Here is a 24912-nt window from a genome sequence, read left to right as displayed (position 1 = left end):
TCCGCCTTCGAGGGGAAGGCTTTGCGGGGAGCTAACTCGCATGAGACCGTGGCGGCAATTTAAACCCTTTGTTTACCTTAACCGGCCCCCCGCAGACGTCGTCATTCCGCCCAGACCCGGAATCTCGAGATTCTCTGGTGCGCAATTGCGCACCGTAGCTCGGCTCTTCGAGCCGCCCCGGAATGACGCCAAAGAAAAAAGGCCCCGCCTTTCGGCGGGGCCCTCCCACTCCCGGGCTCCCTACTCGTCCTGGCTGCGCTGGCCACCCTGCTGCTGGCCGGGACGTTCGCCCTGGCGCATCGGGTCCTGCTGCTGCTGTCCGGGTTTCTGGCCACCGCCCTGCTGCTGTCCGGGTTTCTGGCCGGGGTTCTGATTCTGCTGACCCGGATTCTGGTTCTGCTGCTTCGTCATCGGGGGAAACTCCCTTGTTGGACGTCAGAGAACGGTGATAACGGCCGATCCCGAGTTTGGTTGCCCTGGGAACCCGGTTCCTCGCAGGTGCGGAACCCGGAAACGAAAAATGACCTCTGTACAAGACCTTCTGCCGAGGCGTGAGCTGTTGCGGCGGCCAGTTCCCTCCTGTTACAAAACCAGCAGAACGCTCAAGGGCTGCCGGGGCCCGAGAAGAAACTCCATCACTCTCTCTCGAAGAGCTCCCTTTGAGCCGCGTCAGGTTTGGTAACGGCAGCCTATGGATTATTTCGCCCAGCAGCTCATCAACGGCCTCGTGCTCGGCTCCATCTACGGCCTGATCGCGATCGGCTACACGATGGTCTACGGCATCGTCGGCATGATCAATTTCGCCCACGGCGACGTCTTCATGATCGGCGGCTTCATCGCCCTGATCACCTTCCTGATCCTGGTTTCGCTCGGTCTCACCGCGATCCCCGTGATCCTGCTGGTCGTGCTGCTGGTGTCGATGGCGATCACCGCGCTCTACGGCTGGACCATCGAGCGCATCGCCTACCGGCCGCTGCGCCATTCCTTCCGCCTCGCCCCGATGCTGTCGGCCATCGGCATGTCCTTCGTGCTGACCAATTATTCGCAGGTGGCGCAGGGCGCCCGGGTCAAGCCGATCCCGCCCTTCATCACCGGGGGCTACACTTTGCATGAGAGCACGGACGGCTTCGTCATCCAGCTCTCCAACATCCAGATCATGGTGGTCGTCACCACCATCGTGCTGCTGGCGATCTTCACCTGGCTGGTGTCGCGCACGCGGCTCGGGCGCGACATGCGCGCCTGCGAGCAGGACCAGACCATGGCGGCGCTGCTCGGCGTCAACGTCGACCGCACCATCTCCATGACGTTCGTGATCGGCGCGGCGCTCGCCGCGGTCGCCGGCCTGATGTACCTGCTCTATTACGGCCTGGTCGACTTCTTCATGGGATTCGTCGCCGGCATCAAGGCGTTCACCGCCGCCGTGCTCGGCGGCATCGGCTCGCTGCCGGGCGCAATGCTCGGGGGTCTTGCGATCGGCCTGATCGAGACGTTCTGGTCGGCCTATTTCTCGGTCGAATACAAGGACGTCGCGGCGTTCTCGATCCTGATCGTCGTGCTGATCTTCATGCCGACCGGCCTGCTCGGCCGTCCCGAAGTCGAAAAAGTCTGACGGTCGCGCGTGATAGCTCCCTCGACCAATACGGCCAAACCTGCAACGGGCATCCCAGCCCTCTTCAAGACCGCCTTCATCAACGCCCTCGTGGCGCTGGTGCTGTTCGCGCTGATGGTCGGCATCCGTACCGAGGCGGGCTCCGACGGCCAGCTCACCTATTGGACGCGTTTTGGCGAACTCGCCTCCCTGGTCGGCATCGTGTTCGGCGGCTCGATCGTGATCGAGCTGCTGCGGCAATGGATCGGCCCGGCCGGAACCGAGAAGCTGGTGCCGCCCGTGGTGCAAAGCGGCCTGTCGTTCGTCGGCCGCTATCTCGCGCCGGCGCTCCTGATCTTCACCCTGCTGGTGCCTGTCATCTTCTATAACCAGCGCTACATCCTCGACCTCGCGATCCTGGTGCTCACCTACGTCATGCTGGGCTGGGGATTGAACGTCGTGGTCGGTCTCGCCGGCCTGCTCGACCTCGGCTACGTCGCCTTCTATGCGGTGGGCGCCTATTCCTACGGCTTGCTCGCCACCAATTTCGGCTGGTCGTTCTGGATCTGCCTGCCGCTCGCCGGCATCCTCGCCGCATTCTGGGGCGTGCTGCTCGGCTTTCCCGTGCTGCGGCTGCGCGGCGACTACCTCGCCATCGTGACGCTGGCCTTCGGCGAGATCATCCGCCTCGTCATCATCAACTGGCAGAGCCTGACCGGGGGCCCGAACGGGGTCTCGGGCATTCCGCGTCCCACCTTCTTCGGCATCCCGCTCGACAACAGCGATGACGGGTTAGCGGCAAAACTCGGCATCGAGTACTCCTCGACCCACCGCATCATCTTCCTGTTCTATCTGATCCTGGCGCTGGCGCTGCTCACCAACTGGGTGACGATCCGCCTGCGCCGCCTGCCGATCGGCCGCGCCTGGGAGGCGCTGCGCGAGGACGAGGTCGCCTGCCGCGCGCTCGGCATCAACACCACGACGACGAAGCTTACGGCGTTTGCGACCGGCGCCATGTTCGGCGGCTTCGCCGGCGCGTTCTTCGCCACCCGCCAGGGCTTCATCAGCCCGGAATCCTTCACTTTCCAGGAATCGGCGCTGGTGCTCGCCATCGTCGTGCTCGGCGGCATGGGTTCGCAGCTCGGCGTCGCGCTCGCCGCGCTCGCCATGATCGGCGGCTTCGAACTGTTCCGTGGCCTGGAGGGCTACCGCATGCTGGTGTTCGGCATGGCGATGGTCCTGATCATGATCTGGCGGCCGCGCGGCCTGATCGGCCATCGTGCCCCGACCGTGTATCTGACCAAGGCGCAGGCGATCTCCTCCGACCTCGTCAAGGAAGGGCACGGATGAGCGGCGACAAGACTGGCGATAAGATTCTTGGCGTCGACCGGCTGACCATGCGCTTCGGCGGCATCGTCGCCGTGCAGGACCTCTCCTTCGCCGCCGAGCGGACCAAGATCACCGCGCTGATCGGGCCGAACGGCGCCGGCAAGACCACCGTCTTCAACTGCATCACCGGCTTCTACAAGCCGACCGGCGGCACCATCCGCCTCACCCATGACGACGGCCGGGTCATCGCGCTGGAGCGGCTGAACGATTTCCGCATCGCCAAGCAGGCCAAGGTCGCGCGCACCTTCCAGAACATCCGCCTGTTTCCCGGCATGACCGCGCTGGAAAACCTGATGGTGGCGCAGCACAATGCCTTGATGCGCGCCTCCGGCTTCACCTTGCTCGGCCTCGTCGGCGCGCCCGTGTACCGGGACGCCGAGAAGCACGCGATCGATCTCGCCACCGACTGGCTGAGGCGTGTCAACCTGCTCGACCGCGCCGACGACGCCGCCGGCAACCTTGCCTATGGCGACCAGCGCCGGCTCGAGATCGCGCGCGCGATGTGCACCGAGCCCGCGCTGCTTTGCCTGGACGAGCCCGCCGCCGGTCTCAACGCACGCGAGAGCGCCGCTCTGAGCGAGCTCTTGCTCTCGATCCGCAACGAGCTCGGCACCTCGATCCTCCTGATCGAGCACGACATGTCGGTGGTGATGGAAATCTCCGACCACATCGTGGTGATGGACCACGGGGTCAAGATCGCGCAAGGCACGCCGCGCGAGGTCCGTGACGATCCCAAGGTGATCGCCGCCTATCTCGGCACCGACGAGGAAGAGGCGGTGGCCGTGATGGAGGGCGGGACGTGACGGCGGCACCCACTCCCCTGCTCGCGATCCGGTCCTTGCGCGCCGCCTACGGCAAGATCGAGGCGCTGAAGGGCGTCGACGTCGAGATCAATGCCGGCGAGATCGTGGCCCTGATCGGCGCCAACGGCGCCGGCAAGTCGACGCTGATGATGACGATCTTCGGCAAGCCGCGGGCCCGGGCCGGCCAGATCCTGTACGAAGGCCGCGACATCACCGACGTGCCGACCCATGAGATTGCGCATTTGCGCATCGCGCAATCGCCGGAGGGCCGCCGCATCTTCCCGCGCATGAGCGTGGCGGAAAACCTCCAGATGGGGGCCGATGCCACCGAATGCACCGATGCGGAGCGCGAGGCGACGCTCCAGCGCGTCTTCACGCTGTTTCCACGGCTGAAGGAACGCTACGCCCAGCGCGGCGGAACCCTGTCCGGCGGCGAGCAGCAGATGCTGGCGATCGGCCGCGCCCTGATGAGCCGTCCCCGCCTGCTGCTGCTCGACGAGCCCTCGCTCGGGCTTGCGCCGCTGATCGCCCGCCAGATTTTCGACGCGATCCGCACCCTGAACCGACAGGACGGCCTGACCGTCCTGATCGTCGAGCAGAACGCCAATCACGCCCTCAAGCTCGCCCACCGCGGCTACGTCATGGTCAATGGCCTGATCACGCTGGCCGGGACCGGCGCCGAGTTGCTGCAGCGCCCCGAGATTCGCGCCGCCTATCTGGAAGGCGGCCGGCACGGCTGAGCGCGGCCATCTGCAGCGCAATGCGGCGAGATATCTCCGCCAATGCCCGTATTTTGCCGGTGACTTCTCCTCGAATTCATTCAAGAATGGCGCCGGTTTGGACCGGGCATGCCCGGCGACTTCCACAGGCGACCACCCGCGAGGTATCTCATGAAATCACTGAAGCTCATCGGTCTGGCATTCGGCGCGTCGATCGCGCTATCGAGCGCGGCATTCGCGCAGGATGTCACCATCGCAGTCGCAGGCCCGATGACCGGCGGCGAGTCGGCCTTCGGCCGCCAGATGAAGAACGGCGCCGAGATGGCGGTGGCCGATATCAACGCCGCCGGCGGCGTCAACGGCAAGAAGCTTGCGCTCTCCGTCGAGGACGATGCCTGCGATCCGAAGCAGGCACGCTCGATCGCCGAGAAGATCGCCGGCGCCAAGATCCCCTTCGTCGCCGGGCACTATTGCTCGTCGTCGTCGATCCCCGCCTCCGAGGCCTATGCGGACGGCAACGTCCTTCAGATCACCCCGGCCTCGACCAACCCGCTCTTCACCGAGCGCAAGCTCTGGAACGTGGCGCGCGTCTGCGGCCGTGACGATCAGCAGGGCCTGATCGCGGCGCAGTACATCGCCAAGAACTACAAGGGCAAGAACATCGCCATCCTCAACGACAAGACCACCTACGGCAAGGGTCTTGCGGACGAGACCAAGAAGGCGCTCAACAAGGCCGGCATCACCGAGAAGATGTACGAGTCCTATAACAAGGGCGATAAGGACTTCAACGCGATCGTCTCGCGCCTGAAGCGCGACAACATCGACCTCGTCTATGTCGGCGGCTACCATCAGGAGAGCGGCCTGATCCTGCGCCAGATGCGCGACCAGGGTCTCAAGACGGTGCTGATGGCCGGCGACGCGCTCGCCGACAAGGAGTACGCCTCCATCACCGGCCCCGCCGGCGAAGGCACCCTGTTCACCTTCGGCCCCGATCCGCGCAACAAGCCGACGGCCAAGAAGATCGTCGATGCCTTCAAGGCCAAGAACATCGACCCCGAAGGCTATACGCTCTACACCTACGCCGCGATGCAGGTGTGGTCGCAAGCTGCCAAGAAGGCGGGCACCACCGACGCCAAGAAGGTCATGGAGGCGATGAAGGCCGGCAAGTGGGACACCGTGATCGGCCCGATCGAGTATGACGCCAAGGGCGACATCAAGCAGATCGACTACGTCGTCTACAAGTGGGACGCCAAGGGCGGCTACTCCGAGATCAAGGGCAACGGCACCTAACGCGCTTGCCGGGCCTCAGGCTGCCATCCAACCCTCACACGCCCCGGCTTGCGCCGGGGCGTTTCTTCTTGCGCCAGGGTCAGACGGCTGCGGGCAGCTCGCCGCCCGCAGCAGTCTGGGCCTTCCGCAGTGCTTGCAGGAGGTCGTTCGGCCGAAACGGCTTTTGCAGGCAGACCACATTGGCGAGGTGAGGCGCTTGGTCCAGGAAATCGAGCGTCGTCATCCCGGACACCGCAATGATGGGAAGTCCCGGCGCACGCTCGCGCAGGCTCGCGATGACGTCGACGCCGCTGGTGTCGCCAAGGAAGATATCGACGATGGCCGCGTCACACGGGCTTTCCGCGAAAGCTTTCAGCCCGGCCGCGCCGCTTTCGGCCTCCACGACCTCGAAACGATTGACCCGGAGCACGATCGCGACCATCGCGCGGACGTCCTTCTGGTCGTCGATGACGAGAACGCGGGGCATAGGGAACAACTCCCGGATATTGAGATCAAATCGAATGATTCAAACCTGGAACCCACCACGGCGGAAGGGCATTATGGCACCGTTCAGTAAAGCGCATCTTACCCGACCCTATTCCGTGTCCCCACCAAAATTAAGTAAGCTGTAACCTTCGGTTGAGTCGCGGCCGTAACGGCACACGATACGAGCCTATAACCCGCTACCATAGAGCTGGCCCACGGCAATCCGAATGACGTCGATGACGATGGCGAAGACCGGTCTGCGAGAGGTGGACGTGACCGCAACGATCGACCGAAGCACATTCCTTTCGACCCTGCCGGCCACCCCGACCGACCGCACCGCTGCATTGGCGATCGTCGGCGTATCCGCAATCCTGTTCGCGCTGGCCGTCCCTTTCGCAGGTATCCCGCTCCTGCCCTTTCCCGCCTTTGTCGCGAGTTATCAGTCCGCCCTCGCCGTCAGCGACATCGTCACCGCGGTGCTGCTGCTGTCGCAGTTTTCGGTCTTGCGGACCCGCGCGCTGCTGTGGCTCGCGACCGGCTATCTGTTCACCGCCGCCGCCGCGCTGGTCCATGCCCTCACCTTCCCCGGCCTGTTCACGCCGACCGGGCTGTTTGGCGCGGGTCGGCAGACCACGGTCTGGCTCTACATGATCTGGCACGCCGGCTTCCCGCTCTGCGTGCTGGGCTATGCCTGGTTGAAGGAGGCCGATGGCGGCGCCAGGATTCGCGGTACGACGACCGGCGCGATCTGCACCATCGTGTTCGGCGTCATCGCCGCCATGGCCTTCTTCGCCTGGATCGTCACCGCCCAGCACGACCTTCTCCCGGTCCTGCTGCGCGATGGCCGCTACACGCCGACCATGATCGGTGTCGTCTCCTTCGTGTGGTCGCTGAGCTTTGCCGCGCTCGTCTCGCTCTGGTTCCGCAAGCCGCATACGGTGATCGACGTCTGGCTCATGGTCGTGATGTGCGCCTGGCTGTTCGACATCGCGCTCTCGGCGATCGTGAACGTCGCGCGCTTCGATCTCGGCTTCTATGCCGGCCGCCTCTATGGCCTCTGCTCGGCGACCTTCGTGCTCGCGGTGCTCCTGGTCGAGAACGTCCGCCTTCAGGCCCAGACCGCGGGCATGGTCGGCGCATTGAAACGCCGATCGGACGCCGAGCGCGACTATCACGCCGAGCGCGAGCGGCTGTTCACCGCCGTCGTGGAATCCTCAAACGACGCCATCATCACCAAGTCGCTCGACGGCACCATCACGACCTGGAACAGCGCGGCCGAGCGCGTCTTCGGCTACTCCGCCGGCGAGGCGGTCGGCCGCTCCATCGACATCATCATGCCGGACGACCAGCGAGAAGACATCGCCGAGAACCTGGCGCGCACCCGCAATGGCGAGGTCATCGACCAGCAGGAGGCGGTGCGGCTGCACAAGAACGGTCAACCGATCGACGTGGTGTTGAGCCAGGTCCCGCTGCGCTCGACCGACGGCAAGATCATCGGCGCCTCCAAGGTGGCCCGCGACGTGACGGAGCGGAGGCGGGCCGAGATGGCTCTCAATCGCGAGATCGAGGAGCGCCAGCGCATCTTCGAGACCTCGCAGGACCTGATCCTGGTCACCGACGGCTTTGGCAATTTCATCCAGGTCAGTCCCAGCGTGAAGACCATTCTCGGCTTCAGCCCGGAGGACATGGTCGGGCACAGCGCGATCGAGTTCATCCACCCTGACGACCTCGAGAAGACCCGGGGCGAGATGCGCGCGGCGCGGCGCGGGGCGGTCAAGCGCAGCTTCGAGGCGCGCTACTACCACCGCGACGGTCACGAGGTCACGCTGAACTGGATGGGCACCTGGTCCGAGCCCGTGAAACGCCATTTCTTCATCGGCCGTGACCTCACCGAGAAGCAGGCCGCCGAGGCCCAGCTGAGGCAGGTCCAGAAGATGGACTCCATCGGCCAGCTCACCGGCGGCGTCGCCCACGACTTCAACAACGTGCTGACCGTCATCACCGGCACGATCGGCATCCTGGCGGACGCCGTGGCCGACCGGCCGGAGCTTGCCGCCATCACCAAGCTGATCGACGATGCCGCCGAGCGCGGCGCGCAACTGACCAAGCATCTGCTCGCCTTCGCCCGCAAGCAGCCGCTCCAGCCGCGCGAGATCGACGTCAATGCGCTGGCGCTCGAGGCCGCCAAGCTGCTGCATCCGACGCTCGGCGAGCAGATCACCATCATGCCGCAGCTCACCGAGGATGCCTGGCCGACCCTGGTCGATCCGGGCCAGCTCTCCACCGCGATCCTCAATCTGGCGCTGAACGCGCGCGATGCCATGCCCGACGGCGGCACCCTGGTGCTGGAGACCCGCAACGTCTTCCTCGACGACGGCTATGCGAGCATGAACCCCGACGTCACCGCCGGCAATTACGTGATGATCGCGGTCAGCGACACCGGCAGCGGCATTCCGGCCGATCTGATCGATCGGGTGTTCGACCCGTTCTTCACGACGAAGGAGGTCGGCAAGGGCACCGGCCTCGGGCTCAGCATGGTGTTCGGCTTCGTCAAGCAGACCGGCGGACACATCAAGATCTACAGCGAGGAAGGCCACGGCACGAGCGTGAAGATCTACCTGCCGCGCTCGACCGGCGTGCAGGAGACCGAATTCGAGGTGCTCCAGAACGTCCCCATCACCGGCGGCGACGAGAAGATCCTGATCGTCGAGGACGACGCCTTGGTCCGGCAATATGTGGTGACCCAGGTCAAGAGCCTCGGCTATGCCGCGCTGGAGGCCGCCAACGCGGCCGAAGCCCTGATCATCATCGATGCCGACAAGGAGATCGACCTGCTCTTCACCGACATCATCATGCCGGGCGCCATGAACGGCCGTCAGCTCGCCGACGAGGCGGCCCGCCGCCGCCCCGACCTGAAGACGCTGTTCACCTCGGGCTACACCGAGAATGCCATCGTCCATCACGGCAGGCTCGATTCCGGCGTGCTGCTGCTGGCAAAGCCCTACCGCAAGTCCGAGCTTGCCAAGATGCTGAGGACCGCGCTCGCCAGTTGAGCCGGCGGCATCCCTGCGCTATCGCAAAGACGAACTCCTTCAGCGCACGAGGCCTGTCTTGAAGAACCTGCTCACCGACATCGCCGGCGTCCGCGTCGGCCATGCCGAGGACGCCAAAGTCGCCTCCGGCGCGACCGCGATCATCTTCGACCAGCCCGCGGTCGCGGCGATCGACGTCCGCGGCGGCGGCCCCGGCACGCGCGAGGACGCACTGCTCGATCTCGCCAACACGGTCGAGCGCGTCGACGCGATCGCGCTGTCGGGCGGCTCTGCCTTCGGCCTCGATACCGGCGGTGGCGTGCAGGCCTGGCTCGCCGAGCAGGGCCGCGGCCACCGGGTTCGCGAAGCGCTGATCCCGATCGTGCCGGGCGCGATCCTGTTCGACCTCCTCAATGGCGGCGACAAGGCCTGGGGACGCTTCTCGCCTTATCGCGACCTCGGCTACGCCGCGGCCGCCGCGGCCGGCACGGACTTCACACTCGGCAGCGTCGGCGCGGGCCTCGGTGCCACCACGGCGACGTTCAAGGGCGGGCTCGGCTCGGCCTCGGCGGTGACGCCTGACGGCGTGAAGGTCGCGGCGATCGTCGCCGTCAACGCGGTCGGCACTGTCACAGTCGGCGACGGGCCCTGGTTCTGGGCGGCGCCGTTCGAGGTGGGCGGCGAATTCGGCGGACGCGGCCTGCCCGACAAGTTCACCGACGACATGCTGCGCATGCGCATCAAGGGCGGTCCCGCGGCGACCGCGCGCGAAAACACCACCATCGGCGCCGTCGTCACCGACGCGGTGCTGACCAAACCCCAGGCCAAGCGGCTGGCCATGATCGCGCATACCGGCTTTGCCCGCGCGATCTATCCGGTGCATGCACCGACCGACGGCGACGTGCTGTTTGCGGCGGCGACCGGCGAGAAGCCGATCGAGCCGCTGGCCGGCCTCACCGAGCTCGGCACGGTCGCCGCCAACGTCGTCGCGCGCGCGATCGCCCGCGGCGTCTACAGCGCGACGGCGTTGCCGTTCCCCGGCGCGCAGCCGGCGTGGAGGGACAGATTTGGCTAGCGCCTCACATCCGGTGTCATCGCCCGGCGAAGACCGGGCGATCCAGTATTCCAGAGACGGAAGTGATTTTGCCGAGGGGCCGCGGCGTACTGGATGCTCCGGTCAAGCCGGGGCATGACAGCGTCATTTTTGGAGAGAGCTCTCGTTTACACGCTCATCGACATGGATGAGCCGGCAGTCGCTGAGGCGCCTTGGCCCTGTCCGCCTTGCCGCTGCATCAACTGCGCGAACAGATCGTAAGCCGAATTGGCGGAGGACCTGGACGCGCCCGGCACCGTGGTCGACATCTTGAAGCCGTCGGCATAGGTGACGGTGGTGGTGGTCGAGCCGTCGGCATTGGTCGTCGTGGTCGAGGTCGATCCGCCGCTCGATGACGACGAGGAATCCGAGCCGCTGCCGGAGGCCTCGTCCGCGCCGTTCGCCCCGTGGGCATGGCGGTGACCGCTCTTCAGCGCCTTCGACATCTCATCCAGACTGACGCTGCCGTCCGAGTTCGAATCCATCTTGGAGAATACGTCGTCGGCCTGCGCCAGGTTGGTGCCACCGGCACCGAGCGCGCCCTCGAATTCCGACTTGGTGATGTTGCCGTCGCCGTCGGCATCGATCTGCGAGAACAGGTGCTTCAGCGCGGCATCGCGGCCCGACGAGATCGAGGACGTCGAGCTGGACGAGGTCGAGGTCGTCGCGCCGCTGGTGCCGTCCGAGGACTGGCTTTGCGCGGCGAACAACGCGTTCATCGTCTCCGGCGAGATCTGCGGATATTTGCCTGCATTGACCGACGAGGTCGCGCTGCCGCTCGTGCCGCTGCTGCCGCTGTCGATCGCGAACGGATTGGTCGGCGCGCTCTGCGAGGATCCCGTCTTCTGCGTCGACGACGACGATTTCGAGTTCGTCAGCGACTGGATCGCGTCGAGCGCACTCGAGACGGCACCAAGAGCGAACAACATTGCACAACTCCAACCGATGCGGCATGCCGCAGCCAATGTTCCGCAGGTGAAGTCAGCAAGCGTCGTGCCAGCGCGAAAAGTTCAATGAAATCCGCGTCCGTCACGCTGTGCAGGTCGCGGGAACACCGGCAATTCATGCCGGTCGCGGCAGAAATTTCCGCCCACAGGAAGCGCGCTCCTCCTGCATTGCCCGCCACGGAGGCCCATGTTAGGCGAGGCCCATCGTCGTCCGGCCGCCACGGGAACAGCGCCATGACCCAAGCCTTCGCCCACCGCCCCCTGGCCATCGCGCCCTCGATCCTGGCCTCGGATTTCTCCAGGCTCGGCGAGGAGGTGCGCGCGGTGGACGCCGCCGGCGCCGACTGGATCCATCTCGACGTGATGGACGGGCATTTCGTCCCCAACATCTCCTACGGCCCCGACGTCATCAAGGCGATGCGCCCGCACACCAAGAAGATCTTCGATGCGCATCTGATGATCTCGCCCTGTGATCCCTATCTCGAAGCCTTCGCGAAGGCCGGCTGCGACCACATCACGGTGCATGCGGAGGCCGGTCCCCACCTGCACCGCTCGCTCCAGGCCATCCGCGCGCTCGGCAAGAAGGCCGGCGTCTCGCTCAACCCGGGCACGCCGATCAGCGCGCTCGAATACGTCCTCGACCTTGTCGACCTCGTGCTGGTGATGTCGGTCAATCCGGGCTTCGGCGGCCAGGCCTTCATTCCCTCCGCGATCAACAAGATCCGCGACATCCGTGCGATGGTCGCGGGCCGTCCGATCGACATCGAGGTCGACGGCGGCGTCGGCCCCGACGTCGCAGGCCCGCTGGCAGCTGCCGGCGCCAACGCCTTCGTCGCCGGCACCTCCGTGTTCAGGGGCGGCACACAGGACGCCTACAAGACCAATATTGCCGCGATCCGCAGTGCGGCGCTCGGGGCGCGCGGCGAGGCCATCTGACGGCTATTCGCGCTCCGAACCGGCCTTGCGGCCGCCGCGACCAACAGGAATGGACGAAATCCGCGCCACTCCGTTTTCCGCAGGCCTGCGACGCCTGCGCGCCGAGGCCCTGCAGGACGGCGAAAAGGTGATCTGGCAGGGCCAGCCCGACGGCGTCGCCCGCGCGATGATGTGGCGATTTCTCTGGTGGATCGGATGTCCCTGGCTGTTGCTGACCGTCGTCGCCGTCAGAACCGATTGGATCGACCAGGCGGCCCACCCTCTCGCGATGCTCGGGGTTGCGATGGTTGCGGCCCCGCTGGTGATGCTACTTCAAGATCTGCAGACGCTCTATCTGATCACCGATCGCCGCGCGCTGATCCTGCGAACGGCCTGGGGCCGACGGACGGTCAGCCAGACGCCGTTCGAAGCCATGGACGCCGTCTTCGAAATCCTCGACATCGGCCGCGGCGCCGGCCACCTCAACTTCGCATCAAGGCGATCACCCCGCTCGCCCGATGCCGACTACACCGGCCGCTGTGGGTTTCGCTGTGTTCGCGACGCTCCGCGCCTGCGTGACATCCTCGAAGCTGCGCGCGCAGGCAAGTTACGGCGGCCGCCCCACGAGAAAGCTGCGGTTCTTACGGGCGCTGCGGAGCGAACTGCCTAAAATTACAACCGCGACCCGTACTCATCCGGGCTTCACTGATTCGCGCAAATCACTGCAAGTGATTCCCGCCTGCTTTTGACGGGAGCACATCATGACGACGACCCTGGTCTGGACTGGCGTGGCGTTGTGGATTGGTTTCAGTGCATTTGTCGTGTTCGGCCCGTCGGCCGGACCGGTCGAGGCCCCGGCACGTTCGGCCCGCAGCATCCGTCGCGACCGCTATCGGGCCTGACGCCCATGCAGATCGCCCTCGTGAAGCGCCTGCCGAAACGCAGGTGCCGGATTCCGCGGCGCCCGCATCCGAGCCTCGACTATTTCTTCGGTCGGCTCGAACGCACTGACGGCGCGCCGGTCGACGATAACAGGCTCGACAATTCGGAACTGGACCATCCGTCTCAGCGCCACCACTGACGATCTTCTTTTTCGGAACGCCCCCATGAAACCGCATTGCCCGAACTGCCTGAAGGAAATGACCAAGGCATCCGCGTCGCGTAACCTGTTCAATTGCGAGCCCTGCCGCGAGATCATCCAGTATTTTGGCGGCAGCGCGGACCACGGCGAGCCGGGGCCGCAATTCTCCTGGCCCATCCGCCGCAAGCGCGTCGTCCACACCGCGCACGCGGCCTGATTTCGTCTAAAGCGCGATGAAATTTGGATGAATCGTCATCGCGCTTCAGGTTGTCGTTTGCGCACGATCTTTCCGGAAAACCGCTTCGCACTTTTCCGGATCGTGCTTTAGCCGATCTCCTCTTCATCCGCGGCCATCCGCGGCGGCCGCACCACTGTGACGGTACAGGCCGCCTCCGCGGCCACCTTGGCCGAGACGCTGCCGAGCAGCGTGCGGCGGAACGAGCTCTGCCGCGCGCCGATGATGACGTGGTCGACCTGGTTGACCTCGGCGAATTCCAAGAGCGCCGCCGCGGGATCGACGGCCTCCAGCACGTGAACCGACAGCCGGCTCTCGTCGAGCTTCAGGGGCGTTGCCCAATGCCGGAGCGCGACCAGTCGGTCGATATGCTTGTTCGAGCCTTGCTCATCCAGCGTCCGGTCGATCGCGATGCGGTTCAGCTTGAGCACGTTGACGCAGGCAAGCCGCGCCGAGGGCAGCGTGGCGAGAATGCGTTCGGTGGTGACGCGCAGCGCTTCGTTCAGCTCCGGCGCGCCTTCCGCCGTGTCGAGTGCGACGGCGAGGATCGGGCTCGATGCGATCTGAGCTGCGACATCCGATTTCGCGCGCGGGGCCATGACGCCCTGGTTGAAGCGCCGCCGCCAGGCGACGCTGAGCGGATCGTGCTTCAGCCGCTCCGAACGCGCGGTGAGCCTGACCTGGTCGGGATAAGCGAGATCGAAGGCGAGCTGGGATGCCGTCGGATAGCGCCACACCGGCTCGATCTCGAGGCAGCGCAGCACCACCTCCTGGAGCCAGGGCGGATAGTCGGCGCGAAGCGCGCGCGGCGGATGCGGATCGCGCCAGAGCCTGCGCCGCATCGCACGCAGCGTCTCGCCCTCGCCGAACGGACGCTCGCCGGTGGTGAAGAAATAGAGCAGCACGCCGAGCGAAAACAGGTCGCTGCGCGGATCGTCGCGCACGCCCAGCAGCCGTTCCGGCGCCATGTACGGCGCGGTGCCGTAAGGCAGGCGGAACTCCTCCTGCAGGAGATCGGGCAGATGGTCGTGGTGCGACAGGCCATAGTCGATCAGCACCGCCTCGCCGCTCTCGCGGAACATGATGCTGCTCGGCTTGATGTCGTGATGGATCACGTTCTGCCGGTGCAGGTCGGCCAGCGCGGTCGCGACCTTGGCGACGAGTTGCCGCGCCTCGTCATACGGCAGCGGCAGGTCGGGCAACCGCTTGTAGAGCGTGGTCCCGGGGATGCGCTCGATCACGACATAGGCCTGGTGCGCGAAATCGCCGGTGCCGAAACAGGTGGGCACGTGCGGTCCCGCAAGCCGCGGCAGGATCATCATCTCCATCTCGAAGGAGACGATCGCGGCGGGGTCCTCGCCCTCCGACACCCTGGGGATCTTCATCAGCAACGGCACGTCGATGCCGGGATGGGTCACGGTCCACAGCGTCGCCATGCCGCCGGCATGGACGCATTCGCCGATGGTGTAGCCGTCGATCACCGCGCCTGACTTGACCAGGGGTTTCGGCATCGGCTTCTAGCGTCCCTGCGATAGCCGGTCGGCGAGCCAATGCGGCAGGCCGTTCTCGCGGATCCGGCTCGCGGCCGTCTCGATGTCATAGGGCGCGCGGCAATAGGTGATCTGGCACGACACCGTGTCGAACAGCACGAAGGCCGCGGACGGATCGCCATCGCGGGGCTGGCCGACCGAGCCGAGCACGGCGAGCCATTGCCGTCCGCGCAGCAGCGGCACCGCGACATCGGTCTTGGGCACGAGGCTCGTCATCTTCGCCGTCACCGACATCGAATAGAGCGCCGGACGATGGATATGGCCGCAGAAGGTGACATGAGCGGGGGTCGAGATCAGGCTCTTGGCGGCATCCGCCGTCGAGCGGACGTAATGCCAGCGCTGCGGGCTGGAGGCTTCCGAATGCACGAACAGGCGGTCGCCGTCCTCCACCAGCATCGGCAGTTCGGCCAGGAATCGCCGCTGCGCGGCGTCGAGCCGGCCGCGGGTCCATTCGATTGCGATCTGCGCCTCGGCGTTCATGGTCTCGGCCGAGGAATTGACCGCCTGGTCGTGATTGCCGCGCACGGCGACGGCCCCCTGCGCGACCAGCTCCATCGCGGTATCCACCACCCATTCCGGATCGGCGCCATAGCCGACGAAGTCGCCGAGCAGGACGAACCGCTCCGCGCCCTTCGCACGCGCGACCTTCAGGCAGGCCTCGAACGCCTGCCGGTTGCCGTGGATATCCGAGAAGACAGCGAGAAGCACGCACCCTCCACCCCAAAGGTCTTATCGGAAGCCGATAAGGCCAAATTGAGGGACGTCAAGAAGATGCGCCGGCGCGGGGCGGTTTTCCAGCTTGGTCCTGCGCCGATGGTGAAGGGCCTATTGCTCGTCTTTCGGCGGCATCCGGGGCGGCGGGATCGGCGTGAACACGGCGCCTTGCGCGCCCGCCGGCGGCGCGAGGAATTCGCCGGTCGAGGAATCGCCGCCGCTGGTCTCCAGAATGGTCTTGGGCGTCACATATTCCCGGACCATGTCGATCAGGCTGCCGTCGCCGCCGCCGAAATCGGCGGCCCGGCCGCCTTGCGGATGTCCGAGCGCGATCTCGTTCTCCGCCGCGTGGGTCTTGTCGGCGAGCCTTTCATTGTAGGGCACACGGAAGGCGCGCGGGATGCCGCTCGGGCGATTGTCCTCACCGAGCTCCTCGACCCAGAGATAGATCGAGCCGGGATCGCCCTCCAGCGAATGCGGCTCGACAATGCGGGCCTTCAGCAGCTTGAAGGAGGTGGGCAACCGGTCGGCGCTGGCCCAGCCGAGCAGGCCACGCATCTCGGTGAAGCTGACGATATAGAAGGCGCTGGTCACGACCACCGCGACTGCCTTGAGCGACCAGTGCAGCCGCGCATAGACCAGCACGACCAGCAGCAGCGCGCCGATGACGGCGTAGGCGACCGACAGCGTGAGGATGACCGTCTGCAGGCTACTCACGGCGCACCCTCACAGCGTTCTTGCTCACACCGGTCTTCGGATCGACATCAGCGCCGTTGCGCCAACTGCTGCGGAACGTCTCCAGCAGCGATTTCGGCCGCTGATCGACATTGACGACCTTGCCTTCCGCATCGATGCGGAATCGGACCGCGGTCTTCTCGTCGCCGGTGTGGTCGAGCGTGAACTTGTTGTCGAAGATCACCTGCGCGGTCGGATTGAGCTTCTGCACCTTCACATTGGCCGTCACCGGCTCGCCGGTCGTGGCGACGAAATGCGAGACGTTGACGGTGTATTCGCCGGCGAGGATGCCGCGTATCGTGACGATCTCCTCGCGGATGGGCGAGGCGATCTTCTTGCCGGCGACCATGATGAAGTCGTTGGCGCCGCCGCGGTCGTCGCGGTCGAGCGTGAGGAAGCCGGCCTCGCGGTGGCGATACCAGGCGATATTGCCGGCAGGATCCTGCACGAACAGGTCGAGATCGTCGGGGTGGTTGTCCGGCCAGTCCAGCGTGATCATGAACTCCGCCTTGGAGTCGATCTTGCCGTCCTTGGCGTCCGGGGACACCGCGAGCAGCGCGAGGAAGAACAGGAAGGCGATCACCTGGAGCGCCTTGAACAGCATCACGCCGAGCGGATCGAACGGCTCCTCGCGCGGATAGAGACCGAAATCATCCATCATGACGGCGATCCGGCGCCTTTGATTGCAGCGCCTTTGCGCTCCAGCACCGGCGTCACATAGGTCTCGGTCAGCACCACCGCATCGGAGAACACCCGCTGGGTCGCGGCATCCAGCATGTAGTACTGGATGCGGACCAGGATCGAGCCGACGAGGCCGGCCAGCGTCGTGTACATCGCGACCGCCATGCCGTCGCTCATCAGCCCCATCGAGGAGCGCATCGCGACCTTGTCGGCGGCATCGAGCCCCGCGATCGGCGCCAGCATGATGATGAAGCCGATGATGGTGCCGAGCAGGCCGAGCTTCATCAGCGTGTCCGAGACGAAGGCGCCGAAGCCGTTGGAGCCGCGCAGGCGGTCGGCGAGCGTCCGCAGCAGCAGCGTCTGGTCCACGGGGCGGTAATCCTGCGCCGCGGCCTTCGTCACCAGGCTCTCGATGTGATCGCGCACCAGCCCGCGCGGCAGCGCCGTCGCACGGGCATCGAGCACCCTGCCGCCGTCAGGCGCCGCGAGCGCCGCCCGGCAACGCCGCGCCGCAGCCCCTTCACGGGCGATCGCCCGCGTGCGCAGGAAGCAATGGCCGCAGGTGAGGACATAGAGCAGCGCGATGATGCTGGAAATGTAGGTCCGATCCGAGGTCAGCATCAGATGGATCAGGCCGAAGCGCCAGAGCAGCACGACGGCGAAGATCGACAGCCCGGTGAAGATCATCCAGAACAGCAGCGCGCTGCGCTCGGATGGATCCGCAGCAGACCCGGCGATCGGTCCAATCGTCATCGAACTCATGCTGCACCGCTCCTCGCCCGCAACGATGGGCCTATAAGATTCCTGCCCGATTAGATCAAAGCCGCCGCGCCCGGTCCAAAGACCCATGCCCAATCCGGCTTGGGAAATTTGCCCGAGCTGCAATCCTGCCGCACCCCGCAATTGGCAAGGCGCGGCGGCGTTGTTAGGCTGATCCTACCAAACGTCGGGGGTGATCGCATGCGCCTCGTGCTTCAGCTTGTTGCCCGCCTGCTGCTCATCGTGGCGCTGTGCCTGGGCGCCGCGGCCGTATGGGCCACTTTCGACGCCTATCGCAGCATTGACCGGGCGACCGCGGCCTCGGCGCAGCGGGTCGCGCAGGCGCTTCAGGCGCTGTACTGGCACGAGCTGTTGTTGCGCAGCAGCAGAGCGCGCGAGCACCTGCTGCCGGTTCCGGAATGGCGCACGCTGGAGACGATGAAGCTGATCTCGCCCGGCGTCTGCGTCGAGTTCCAGCCGGCGACCGCATTCGAGAAGCCGCTCTGCGGCCAGAGCGAGGGGCTGGGCAAGACCCCGCCGCGCTGGTTTGCAGCGATCGTGCCGACCTTCCTCGGCAGCCATGCCGAGGTGGTACGGCCCGTCAGCCCGCGCGCCGCTGCCGCCGGCACGGTGGTTGCGACGCCCGATGCGGCCGCCGCGATCTCGCTCGCCTGGGAATACATCCTCAACGTCATCGACGTCGCGCTGCTCATGGCGGCGGCGATCGCCCTGCTCGCTTCGCTCGCCATCGCGCACGCGCTGGCGCCGGCGCGTGCGATCGTCACCGCGCTCCAGCGCATGGCGCGCGGACAGTATCGCACCAAACTGCCGCGCTTCCGCTCGATGGAGCTGGCGATGATCGGGGGCGCCGTCGGCGAGCTTGGCGGCCGGCTGGAGGAAGCGACCGAACAGCGCGCGGCGCTGACGCGGCGGTTGATCGAGATCCGCGACGACGAACGCCGCGCCCTCGCCCGCGAGCTGCACGACGAGTTCGGGCAGAATCTTTCCGCCATCCTCGCCTTTGCCAACACCATCGAGACGGCGAGCGCGAAGGAGAACAAGGACAACGGCATCGCGCAGGATGCGCGCATGATCTCGCAAGCCACCCATCATCTGATGGCCTCGCTGCGCGATGCGCTGAAGCGGCTGCGCAATCCGCTGCCCGAGGAGCTCGGGCTCGAGGCAAGCCTCATCAATCTCGTCGACAGCTGGCGCTCGCACAGTACGGCACGGCCGACGATCCAGCTCGACCTCAGAGGCGACCTCACCGACATCAGCGGCCCGGCCGCCACCACCGCCTACCGTGTCGCGCAGGAGTGCCTGACCAACGCGCTGCGTCACAGCGCGGCGCGCGAGATATCGTTGCGCGTCGAGCGGCGCGCGGGCGAGGACGATGCGCTCTTGATCCGTGTCGAGGACGACGGCGGCGGCGATGCGGAGCGGGTCGCGCAGTCGGCCGGCTTCGGCCTCACCGGCATTCGCGAGCGCGTCGCGGCGGCCGGCGGATCGCTATCGATCCTCCCCGCCACGCGCGGCCTCAGCGTCGCCGCCACCATCCCGCTCGCCGCGTGAGGCCGACGTGAACGATGTCGCGGCAACAGGCATTTCCGTGCTGCTGGTCGACGACCACCCGATCGTCCGCCAGGGCTACCGGCGCGTGCTGGAGAGCCAGGGCGACCTGCACGTCGTGGCGGAGGCCGACAACGCCGCGGATGCCTACGGCGCCTTCAAGGCGCACGACCCCGACGTCGTCGTGCTTGATATCTCGATGCCCGGAGCGAGTGGGCTGGAGGCCATCCGCAACATCCGCGCCCGCAGCCCGCGGGCCCGGATCCTCGTCTTCACCATGCACAACGAGGCCGTGCTGGTGAAAGCAGCCTTCAGCGCCGGCGCCTCCGGCTTCGTCACCAAGAGCAACGAGCCGTCCGCCGTCGTGAATGCAATCCGCAGCGTCGCTCGCGGCGAGCGCGCCATGAGCGACGACATCGCCCACATCCTCGCCGAGGACAGCCTGTCGCCGACCGGCTCGGTGCTGGACCAGCTGGGCGAGCGCGAGATCGAGATCCTGCGCCAGTTCGCCGGCGGAGCTACCACCGAAGAGATCGCGACACACCTCAATCTCAGTGTAAAGACAGTCCAGAACTATCACTATCTGATCAAGACCAAGACCGGCGCGCGCACGGACGCTCAACTGGTGCGGCTCGCCGCGACGTGCGGGCTGACAAAGATCTAGCAGCGGGGCTGCCGCTTCCCCCACACTTGAAGATCTTGAATCTGCCGGGCGGGATGGAACGGAGGCCATCCAGCCCCGGTTAGGAGTAGAGTGGAGGAGTAAATCGCCATGAGTAAGGCTCATCACAAGGCAATCGACCATCCCCCGATCATTACCGTAGGCGAGCTCATCGACGAACTTTGCCGCCTGCCGGATACGGCCGTCGTCCACTTCCGCTGCCCCATGCTCGAGCAGGAGCTGACGTTCTACCGCCTTCGAAAGCGGTCAAAGGATGTCGTCGAAATCGCGGTCAATACATATCCGGAGAGCCCGCCGGTCGTACCGGCCAACAGCGGGTTTCACCCGCGCAGGCACACAACCGCCTCGCCCTCCGTTCACGAGAGCGCGCTTCTTCACAAGGCAAGAGGGTGATAGTCCGCAGCACGCATCGAACAGGTGCTGCAGTCTACCCAGCCTTCGGCCCACAAGGCACCGGTCGACATGCTGAGCTGCAAGTTCACGATGTCGCGGCCAAACCGAAGGTGACACCCGTCAGTTGTTCCGCCGCCATCCACAGGCGGCGGGCAACCGAGGCATCCTTAGCAGCATCCGGGACTCTTGCAGGCGCAGGATACCCCTTTCGCTCCTTCGCGCCGTCCGGGCCGTAATAGCCGCCGGGTTTGGCCACCGGCGAAGTGGCAGCAAACAATTCAGGCAGGGCTCCTTGCGCCGCACTCTGGCCCACCAGCGGCGTGAAAAGCGGGCCAATGAGCTTGTAGAACCCAGTCATGTTCGATTGCAGGTTGGTGATTGCGATGCCGGGATGCGCACCAAGACTCGCGATCGGCGACCCGGCGGCCTCCAGTCGTCTTTGCAATTCCAGCGCAAATATCAGGTCCGCAAGCTTTGATTGGGAATAGGTGCCGTACAACGGCACATAGTTACGCTCTGACTGGAGGTTGTCGAATTCGATGCGGCCACGGTGAACGACTTCACTCGCAAGCGTGACAATCCGTGTGCCCGGCTGCGACTTCAGGTGCGGAAAGATCAATGCGGTCAAGGCGAACGGCCCCAAGAAATTCGTCGCGAATTGGCGCTCAAAACCGTCCGGTGTCAGCTCCCGCTTGGGCACCGCCATCACGCCCGCATTGTTGATCAGCATATCAATGGACGGTCCGGGGAAACGTTGATCGACAAACCTTGCGAATGCTCGGACGCTGGCCTGGGATGCGAGGTCGAGTACCGCGGGAACGAGCCGGGCCTCGGACACCTCCAGCTGGATTCGCCGAACCGCGTCCATGGCCTTGTCTTCGCTGCGGGCCGGCAAGATGATCTCCGCCCCTCGCCTGGCGAGTTCGAGCGCCGCATGAAAGCCAACTCCGGAGTTGGCCCCGGTGATCAGGACACGGCGGCCGGTCTGAAGCGGAATATCCTGCGCAGTCCAAGTCATCAAAGATGCCTTTCGTGTTTTATGAGTGAGTAATCACTCATATGACGTGAAAAAGAGAATTCGGTCACGGGCGAGTTGCGATCGCGCGCCACAAGGTTTCAAAGCCTGCGCGCTTGTATTCTTCGAGACGATCCGGTTCGCGCGCGATGAAGTCCAATGTCATCTCTCCCAACGCTTCGAATGTCGCTCCGACGAACGCGGGCGGCTGCGAGCGTAACGCGCCAGTCTCGAGCCCTCGCAGCAACGCAGTCGCGATATCGCGCGTCGTGCGCAACGCCGCGTCTCGGCTCTCGACTGTGATGCGATCCGATACGTTAAGCTGCTTAAGGGCCTTCTGCCTCGCCGGATTCAACGCACCCCAGTCAATGTACTCGTCCCAGACCATTCGCCAGCGACCACGAAAATCGCTTTCACGCCGGAAGCCGGCAATCATCGCCATCCCGATCTCCTGCTTCAGCGTGACATAGAGTTCGTTCAACAGCGCATCCTTGCTCTTGAAATAGGAGAAGACTGTCCCTTCGGCGACCTTGGCATCGGCGGCAATCCTGGAGGTCTGCGCGCTTAGTCCGTAAGCGGCGACATTTTCCGCCGCCGCAGCCAGGATCGCATCTCGCTTTTCTTCGCTTAAAGGACGGGCCATGATCGTTTCATGAATGATTACTCACTCATTTATCATCGTAACTCATGGATGTAAAGGGACTGACCACGAGAACTGATTGGGAATCCCGAATGCGCCCCTAAACCGACTTCAACCCGCGCAGCACCAGCGCGAGCGTCGCATCGACGCGCGCCGGGAGTTCGGCGTCCTTCCACTCGTCGGCGTGCGCCGGATGATGGAAGCGGCAGGTCGCATCGAAGATCGCGCGCGCGGTCGCCTTGACGTCGTCCACGGCGAATACGCCCTGGCTGACGCCATCGGTCAGGATCGCCGCGATTTGGTCGATCATGGTGTCCTTGTGACACTTGACGGCCGCACAGGCCTCGCGCGCCAGCGTCAGATAGGTCTCGAACATCTCGGGGTCGTCGAGCACGCGCGAACGCTTGGCTGCGAACAACGTGCGCAGCCAGCGATCGAGCCTGTCAGGCGCCGAGCCCTGCTCCCTGGCGATCGCCAGAAGCGGCGCGTCGATGCGATCGAGCCAGCGTTTGGCAACGGCCTCGCGCAGCGAGGCCTTGCTTGGGAAATGGCGATAGACGCTGCCGTGGCTCACATCGAGCGCACGGGCAACGTCAACCACGGTGGCCTTGGCAAGTCCGTAGCGCCGCAAGACGTCCTCGGTGACTTCGAGGATCCGCTCCGGCGTCAGGATAACGGCTTCATTCATGCCAGCACCTTGTTCCCGTTCAGGGTTCATCCGGCGACGGCGCTGATTCCGAAGCGCCCCTCACCGGTCGTTCGGAAAGCTCTCGCCTTAATGAGGCAGTTTTGCAGCCTGCGCCGCGATCTGGCGCGCCACCAGCAAATTGAGCCAATGCCCAATCGTGCCGGTGAAATTGAGGATTTCGGTCGTCATTGTCTTCAGTCTCCATTCGTCCACGGCTCCCACCCCTTAACTAGGTCCCTCGATCCGCTGTTTTTTCGGACCTCGGGCTCCCCTGGCAGGATGGCCGCGGGACGCCCAATCGGAGCGTCCGGGAACGGATATACACGTCTCGCTGACAGATTTCAATATCTGTCAGTCAATGATCCGTGATTGACAGTTAATATTTGTGGCCCCGCGCCGCCACCCCCGCCGGCCGGTCCGGTGGATAGGTCGGCGATCCCCCTCTTCCGGGGCCCAGACCGTTTGTTTCGCTCTGCCCGCTCTGTTAAATCACGGCGTAAAAAGCATTTTGGCCGGCGCCCCCCTTGAGGACCGCCCGCCCACCTTCCTGGAGCCGTCAGATGATCCCCCGCTATACCCGTCCCGAAATGGCCTCGATCTGGGAGCCGCAGACCCGGTTCAAGATCTGGTTCGAGATCGAGGCGCACGCGGCGGACGCGCTCGCCGAGCTCGGGACCATCCCCAAGGAGGCCGCCAAGACGGTCTGGGCCAAGGCCAAGGACGCCACCTTCGACGTCGCCCGCATCGACGAGATCGAGCGCGAGACCAAGCACGACGTCATCGCCTTCCTCACCCACCTCGCCGAGATCGTCGGCCCCGAGGCGCGCTTCGTGCACCAGGGTATGACCTCCTCCGACGTGCTCGACACCTGCCTCAACGTCCAGCTCACCCGCGCCGCCGACCTCCTGCTCGCCGACCTCGACAAGGTGCTGGCCGCGCTGAAGAAGCGCGCCTTCGAGCACAAGATGACGCCGACCATCGGCCGCAGCCACGGCATCCATGCCGAGCCCGTCACCTTCGGCCTCAAGCTCGCTTATGCCTATGCCGAGTTTTCGCGGGCCAAGGAGCGGCTGATCGCGGCGCGGAAAGAAGTCGCAACCTGCGCCATCTCGGGCGCCGTCGGCACCTTTGCTCAGATCGACCCGCGCGTCGAAGAGCATGTCGCGAAAGCCATGGGCCTCGTGCCCGAGCCGATCTCGACGCAGGTGATTCCGCGCGACCGCCACGCCATGTATTTCTCGACGCTGGGTGTGATCGCCTCCTCGATCGAGCGCATCGCGGTGGAGATCCGCCACATGCAGCGCACTGAGGTGCTGGAGGCCGAAGAGTTCTTCTCCGAAGGGCAGAAGGGCTCCTCCGCGATGCCGCACAAGCGCAATCCGGTGCTGTCTGAGAACCTCACCGGCCTCTCGCGCATGGTGCGCGCCTATGTGACGCCGGCGCTGGAGAACGTCGTGCTCTGGCACGAGCGCGACATCTCGCACTCCTCGGCCGAGCGCATGATGGGCCCGGATGCCACCGTCACGCTCGACTTCGCGCTGGTGCGCCTTGCCGGCCTGGTCGACAAGCTGCTGGTCTATCCCGCCAACATGCAGAAGAACCTCGACCGCCTCGGCGGCCTCGTGCATTCGCAGCGCGTGCTGCTGGCGCTGACGCAAAAGGGCGCGAGCCGCGAGGACGCCTACAAGCTGGTGCAGCGCAACGCCATGCCGGTCTGGCGCGGCGAAGGCGACTTCCTCCAGCTCCTGAAGAAGGACGCTGAGGTGAAGAAGTATCTCAGCGACGCCGAGATCGAGGAGCAGTTCGACCTCGGCTATCACCTCAAGCACGTCGACACGATCTTCAAGCGCGTGTTCGGAGAGAGCTGACATTCTTCGTCATTCCGGGGCACGCGAAGCGTGAACCCGGAATCTCGCGCTACAATCTCCA

At 65.3% G+C, this 24912-nt stretch carries 27 protein-coding genes; 16 read left to right on the top strand and 11 right to left on the bottom strand.

The window, feature by feature from the left end; translation table 11 throughout:
• Window positions 1–240: 240 nt before the first annotated feature.
• A complete protein-coding gene (locus QA649_RS18480) occupies window positions 241–411 on the bottom strand; it encodes a hypothetical protein (protein WP_283025436.1) in 171 nt (56 codons plus the stop codon).
• Between the two features lie 280 nt (window positions 412–691).
• Between QA649_RS18480 and QA649_RS18475 the strand changes: the two genes are divergently transcribed.
• The 5 genes from QA649_RS18475 to QA649_RS18455 all read left to right on the top strand — a co-directional run bounded on the left by QA649_RS18475 (window position 692) and on the right by QA649_RS18455 (window position 5789).
• Window positions 692–1609: a branched-chain amino acid ABC transporter permease LivH gene (locus QA649_RS18475; protein WP_283025435.1), complete on the top strand. Its 918-nt coding sequence runs from the start codon at window positions 692–694 to the stop codon at window positions 1607–1609.
• A gap of 9 nt (window positions 1610–1618) precedes the next feature.
• Window positions 1619–2938 carry a high-affinity branched-chain amino acid ABC transporter permease LivM gene (gene livM, locus QA649_RS18470; RefSeq protein WP_283025434.1) on the top strand — a complete coding sequence of 440 codons (1320 nt, stop codon included), beginning with the start codon at window positions 1619–1621 and terminating at the stop codon, window positions 2936–2938.
• Complete coding sequence (locus tag QA649_RS18465; RefSeq protein WP_283025433.1) at window positions 2935–3780, top strand: ATP-binding cassette domain-containing protein; 846 nt, start codon at window positions 2935–2937, stop codon at window positions 3778–3780. Before livM ends, QA649_RS18465 begins: the two co-directional genes overlap by 4 nt.
• Window positions 3777–4520: an ABC transporter ATP-binding protein gene (locus tag QA649_RS18460; protein ID WP_018645856.1), complete on the top strand. Its 744-nt coding sequence runs from the start codon at window positions 3777–3779 to the stop codon at window positions 4518–4520. The genes QA649_RS18465 and QA649_RS18460 overlap by 4 nt, the downstream gene beginning before the upstream one ends.
• 150 nt (window positions 4521–4670) lie before the next feature.
• Window positions 4671–5789, top strand: coding sequence for a branched-chain amino acid ABC transporter substrate-binding protein (locus QA649_RS18455; protein ID WP_283025432.1), 1119 nt, complete (start codon window positions 4671–4673; stop codon window positions 5787–5789).
• A gap of 79 nt (window positions 5790–5868) precedes the next feature.
• On the opposite strand, the gene QA649_RS18450 is transcribed toward QA649_RS18455, so the two are convergent.
• A complete protein-coding gene (locus tag QA649_RS18450) occupies window positions 5869–6255 on the bottom strand; it encodes a response regulator (RefSeq protein ID WP_283025431.1) in 387 nt (128 codons plus the stop codon).
• A 226-nt stretch (window positions 6256–6481) separates the two neighbouring features.
• On the opposite strand from QA649_RS18450, the gene QA649_RS18445 reads away from it, so the two are divergent.
• Together QA649_RS18445 and QA649_RS18440 are read left to right on the top strand one after the other, a co-directional pair.
• Window positions 6482–9307 carry a PAS domain S-box protein gene (locus tag QA649_RS18445; protein ID WP_283025430.1) on the top strand — a complete coding sequence of 942 codons (2826 nt, stop codon included), beginning with the start codon at window positions 6482–6484 and terminating at the stop codon, window positions 9305–9307.
• A gap of 58 nt (window positions 9308–9365) precedes the next feature.
• A complete protein-coding gene (locus tag QA649_RS18440) occupies window positions 9366–10361 on the top strand; it encodes a P1 family peptidase (protein WP_283025429.1) in 996 nt (331 codons plus the stop codon).
• A 146-nt stretch (window positions 10362–10507) separates the two neighbouring features.
• Here QA649_RS18440 and QA649_RS18435 read toward each other — a convergent pair whose 3' ends face one another.
• The gene (locus tag QA649_RS18435; RefSeq protein WP_283025428.1) at window positions 10508–11308 is read right to left on the bottom strand and encodes an EF-hand domain-containing protein; all 801 of its coding nucleotides are present in this window, start codon (window positions 11306–11308) and stop codon (window positions 10508–10510) included.
• A gap of 252 nt (window positions 11309–11560) precedes the next feature.
• On the opposite strand from QA649_RS18435, the gene rpe reads away from it, so the two are divergent.
• The 5 genes from rpe (at window position 11561) to QA649_RS18410 (ending at window position 13539) form a co-directional block, all read left to right on the top strand.
• Window positions 11561–12262, top strand: a complete 702-nt coding sequence (rpe, locus tag QA649_RS18430; RefSeq protein WP_283025427.1) for a ribulose-phosphate 3-epimerase — start codon at window positions 11561–11563, stop codon at window positions 12260–12262.
• Window positions 12263–12311: 49 nt separating this feature from the next.
• Window positions 12312–12911 carry a hypothetical protein gene (locus QA649_RS18425; RefSeq protein WP_283025426.1) on the top strand — a complete coding sequence of 200 codons (600 nt, stop codon included), beginning with the start codon at window positions 12312–12314 and terminating at the stop codon, window positions 12909–12911.
• A gap of 91 nt (window positions 12912–13002) precedes the next feature.
• Window positions 13003–13143, top strand: coding sequence for a hypothetical protein (locus tag QA649_RS18420; protein ID WP_167526316.1), 141 nt, complete (start codon window positions 13003–13005; stop codon window positions 13141–13143).
• 5 nt (window positions 13144–13148) lie between these two features.
• Window positions 13149–13322, top strand: coding sequence for a hypothetical protein (locus tag QA649_RS18415; RefSeq protein ID WP_283025425.1), 174 nt, complete (start codon window positions 13149–13151; stop codon window positions 13320–13322).
• A 25-nt stretch (window positions 13323–13347) separates the two neighbouring features.
• Entirely contained in the window at window positions 13348–13539 is a 192-nt protein-coding gene (locus QA649_RS18410; protein WP_211403792.1) for a hypothetical protein, read from the top strand.
• Between the two features lie 107 nt (window positions 13540–13646).
• On the opposite strand, the gene QA649_RS18405 is transcribed toward QA649_RS18410, so the two are convergent.
• From QA649_RS18405 to QA649_RS18385, 5 genes are all read right to left on the bottom strand, one after another.
• A complete protein-coding gene (locus QA649_RS18405; protein ID WP_283025424.1) occupies window positions 13647–15068 on the bottom strand; it encodes a bifunctional serine/threonine-protein kinase/universal stress protein in 1422 nt (473 codons plus the stop codon).
• A 6-nt stretch (window positions 15069–15074) separates the two neighbouring features.
• Complete coding sequence (locus QA649_RS18400) at window positions 15075–15815, bottom strand: metallophosphoesterase family protein (RefSeq protein ID WP_283025423.1); 741 nt, start codon at window positions 15813–15815, stop codon at window positions 15075–15077.
• 117 nt (window positions 15816–15932) lie between these two features.
• Window positions 15933–16538: a hypothetical protein gene (locus QA649_RS18395; protein WP_283025422.1), complete on the bottom strand. Its 606-nt coding sequence runs from the start codon at window positions 16536–16538 to the stop codon at window positions 15933–15935.
• Complete coding sequence (locus QA649_RS18390) at window positions 16531–17217, bottom strand: hypothetical protein (RefSeq protein ID WP_283025421.1); 687 nt, start codon at window positions 17215–17217, stop codon at window positions 16531–16533. The genes QA649_RS18395 and QA649_RS18390 overlap by 8 nt, the downstream gene beginning before the upstream one ends.
• Window positions 17214–17999 (bottom strand): MotA/TolQ/ExbB proton channel family protein, encoded by a 786-nt coding sequence (locus QA649_RS18385; RefSeq protein WP_283025419.1) that lies wholly within the window; start codon window positions 17997–17999, stop codon window positions 17214–17216. The genes QA649_RS18390 and QA649_RS18385 overlap by 4 nt, the downstream gene beginning before the upstream one ends.
• A 198-nt stretch (window positions 18000–18197) precedes the next feature.
• On the opposite strand from QA649_RS18385, the gene QA649_RS18380 reads away from it, so the two are divergent.
• The 3 genes from QA649_RS18380 (at window position 18198) to QA649_RS18370 (ending at window position 20640) form a co-directional block, all read left to right on the top strand.
• Entirely contained in the window at window positions 18198–19568 is a 1371-nt protein-coding gene (locus tag QA649_RS18380; RefSeq protein ID WP_283025418.1) for a histidine kinase, read from the top strand.
• A 7-nt stretch (window positions 19569–19575) separates the two neighbouring features.
• Window positions 19576–20229: a response regulator transcription factor gene (locus QA649_RS18375; RefSeq protein ID WP_283025417.1), complete on the top strand. Its 654-nt coding sequence runs from the start codon at window positions 19576–19578 to the stop codon at window positions 20227–20229.
• A 108-nt stretch (window positions 20230–20337) separates the two neighbouring features.
• A complete protein-coding gene (locus QA649_RS18370; protein WP_283025416.1) occupies window positions 20338–20640 on the top strand; it encodes a hypothetical protein in 303 nt (100 codons plus the stop codon).
• An 85-nt stretch (window positions 20641–20725) separates the two neighbouring features.
• Here the strand turns inward: QA649_RS18370 and QA649_RS18365 are convergent, their stop codons facing one another.
• From QA649_RS18365 to QA649_RS18355, 3 genes are all read right to left on the bottom strand, one after another.
• Complete coding sequence (locus QA649_RS18365; protein ID WP_283025415.1) at window positions 20726–21658, bottom strand: oxidoreductase; 933 nt, start codon at window positions 21656–21658, stop codon at window positions 20726–20728.
• Window positions 21659–21722: 64 nt separating this feature from the next.
• Window positions 21723–22298 carry a TetR/AcrR family transcriptional regulator gene (locus QA649_RS18360; RefSeq protein ID WP_283025414.1) on the bottom strand — a complete coding sequence of 192 codons (576 nt, stop codon included), beginning with the start codon at window positions 22296–22298 and terminating at the stop codon, window positions 21723–21725.
• 97 nt (window positions 22299–22395) lie between these two features.
• Entirely contained in the window at window positions 22396–22983 is a 588-nt protein-coding gene (locus tag QA649_RS18355) for a TetR family transcriptional regulator (RefSeq protein ID WP_283025413.1), read from the bottom strand.
• A 560-nt stretch (window positions 22984–23543) separates the two neighbouring features.
• Here QA649_RS18355 and purB point away from each other — a divergent pair.
• Entirely contained in the window at window positions 23544–24851 is a 1308-nt protein-coding gene (purB, locus tag QA649_RS18350; protein WP_283025412.1) for an adenylosuccinate lyase, read from the top strand.
• Window positions 24852–24912: the final 61 nt, after the last annotated feature.

The organism is Bradyrhizobium sp. CB1717 (assembly GCF_029714325.1).
Classification (GTDB): domain Bacteria; phylum Pseudomonadota; class Alphaproteobacteria; order Rhizobiales; family Xanthobacteraceae; genus Bradyrhizobium.
This window is presented reverse-complemented; position numbering and strand designations above follow the sequence as displayed.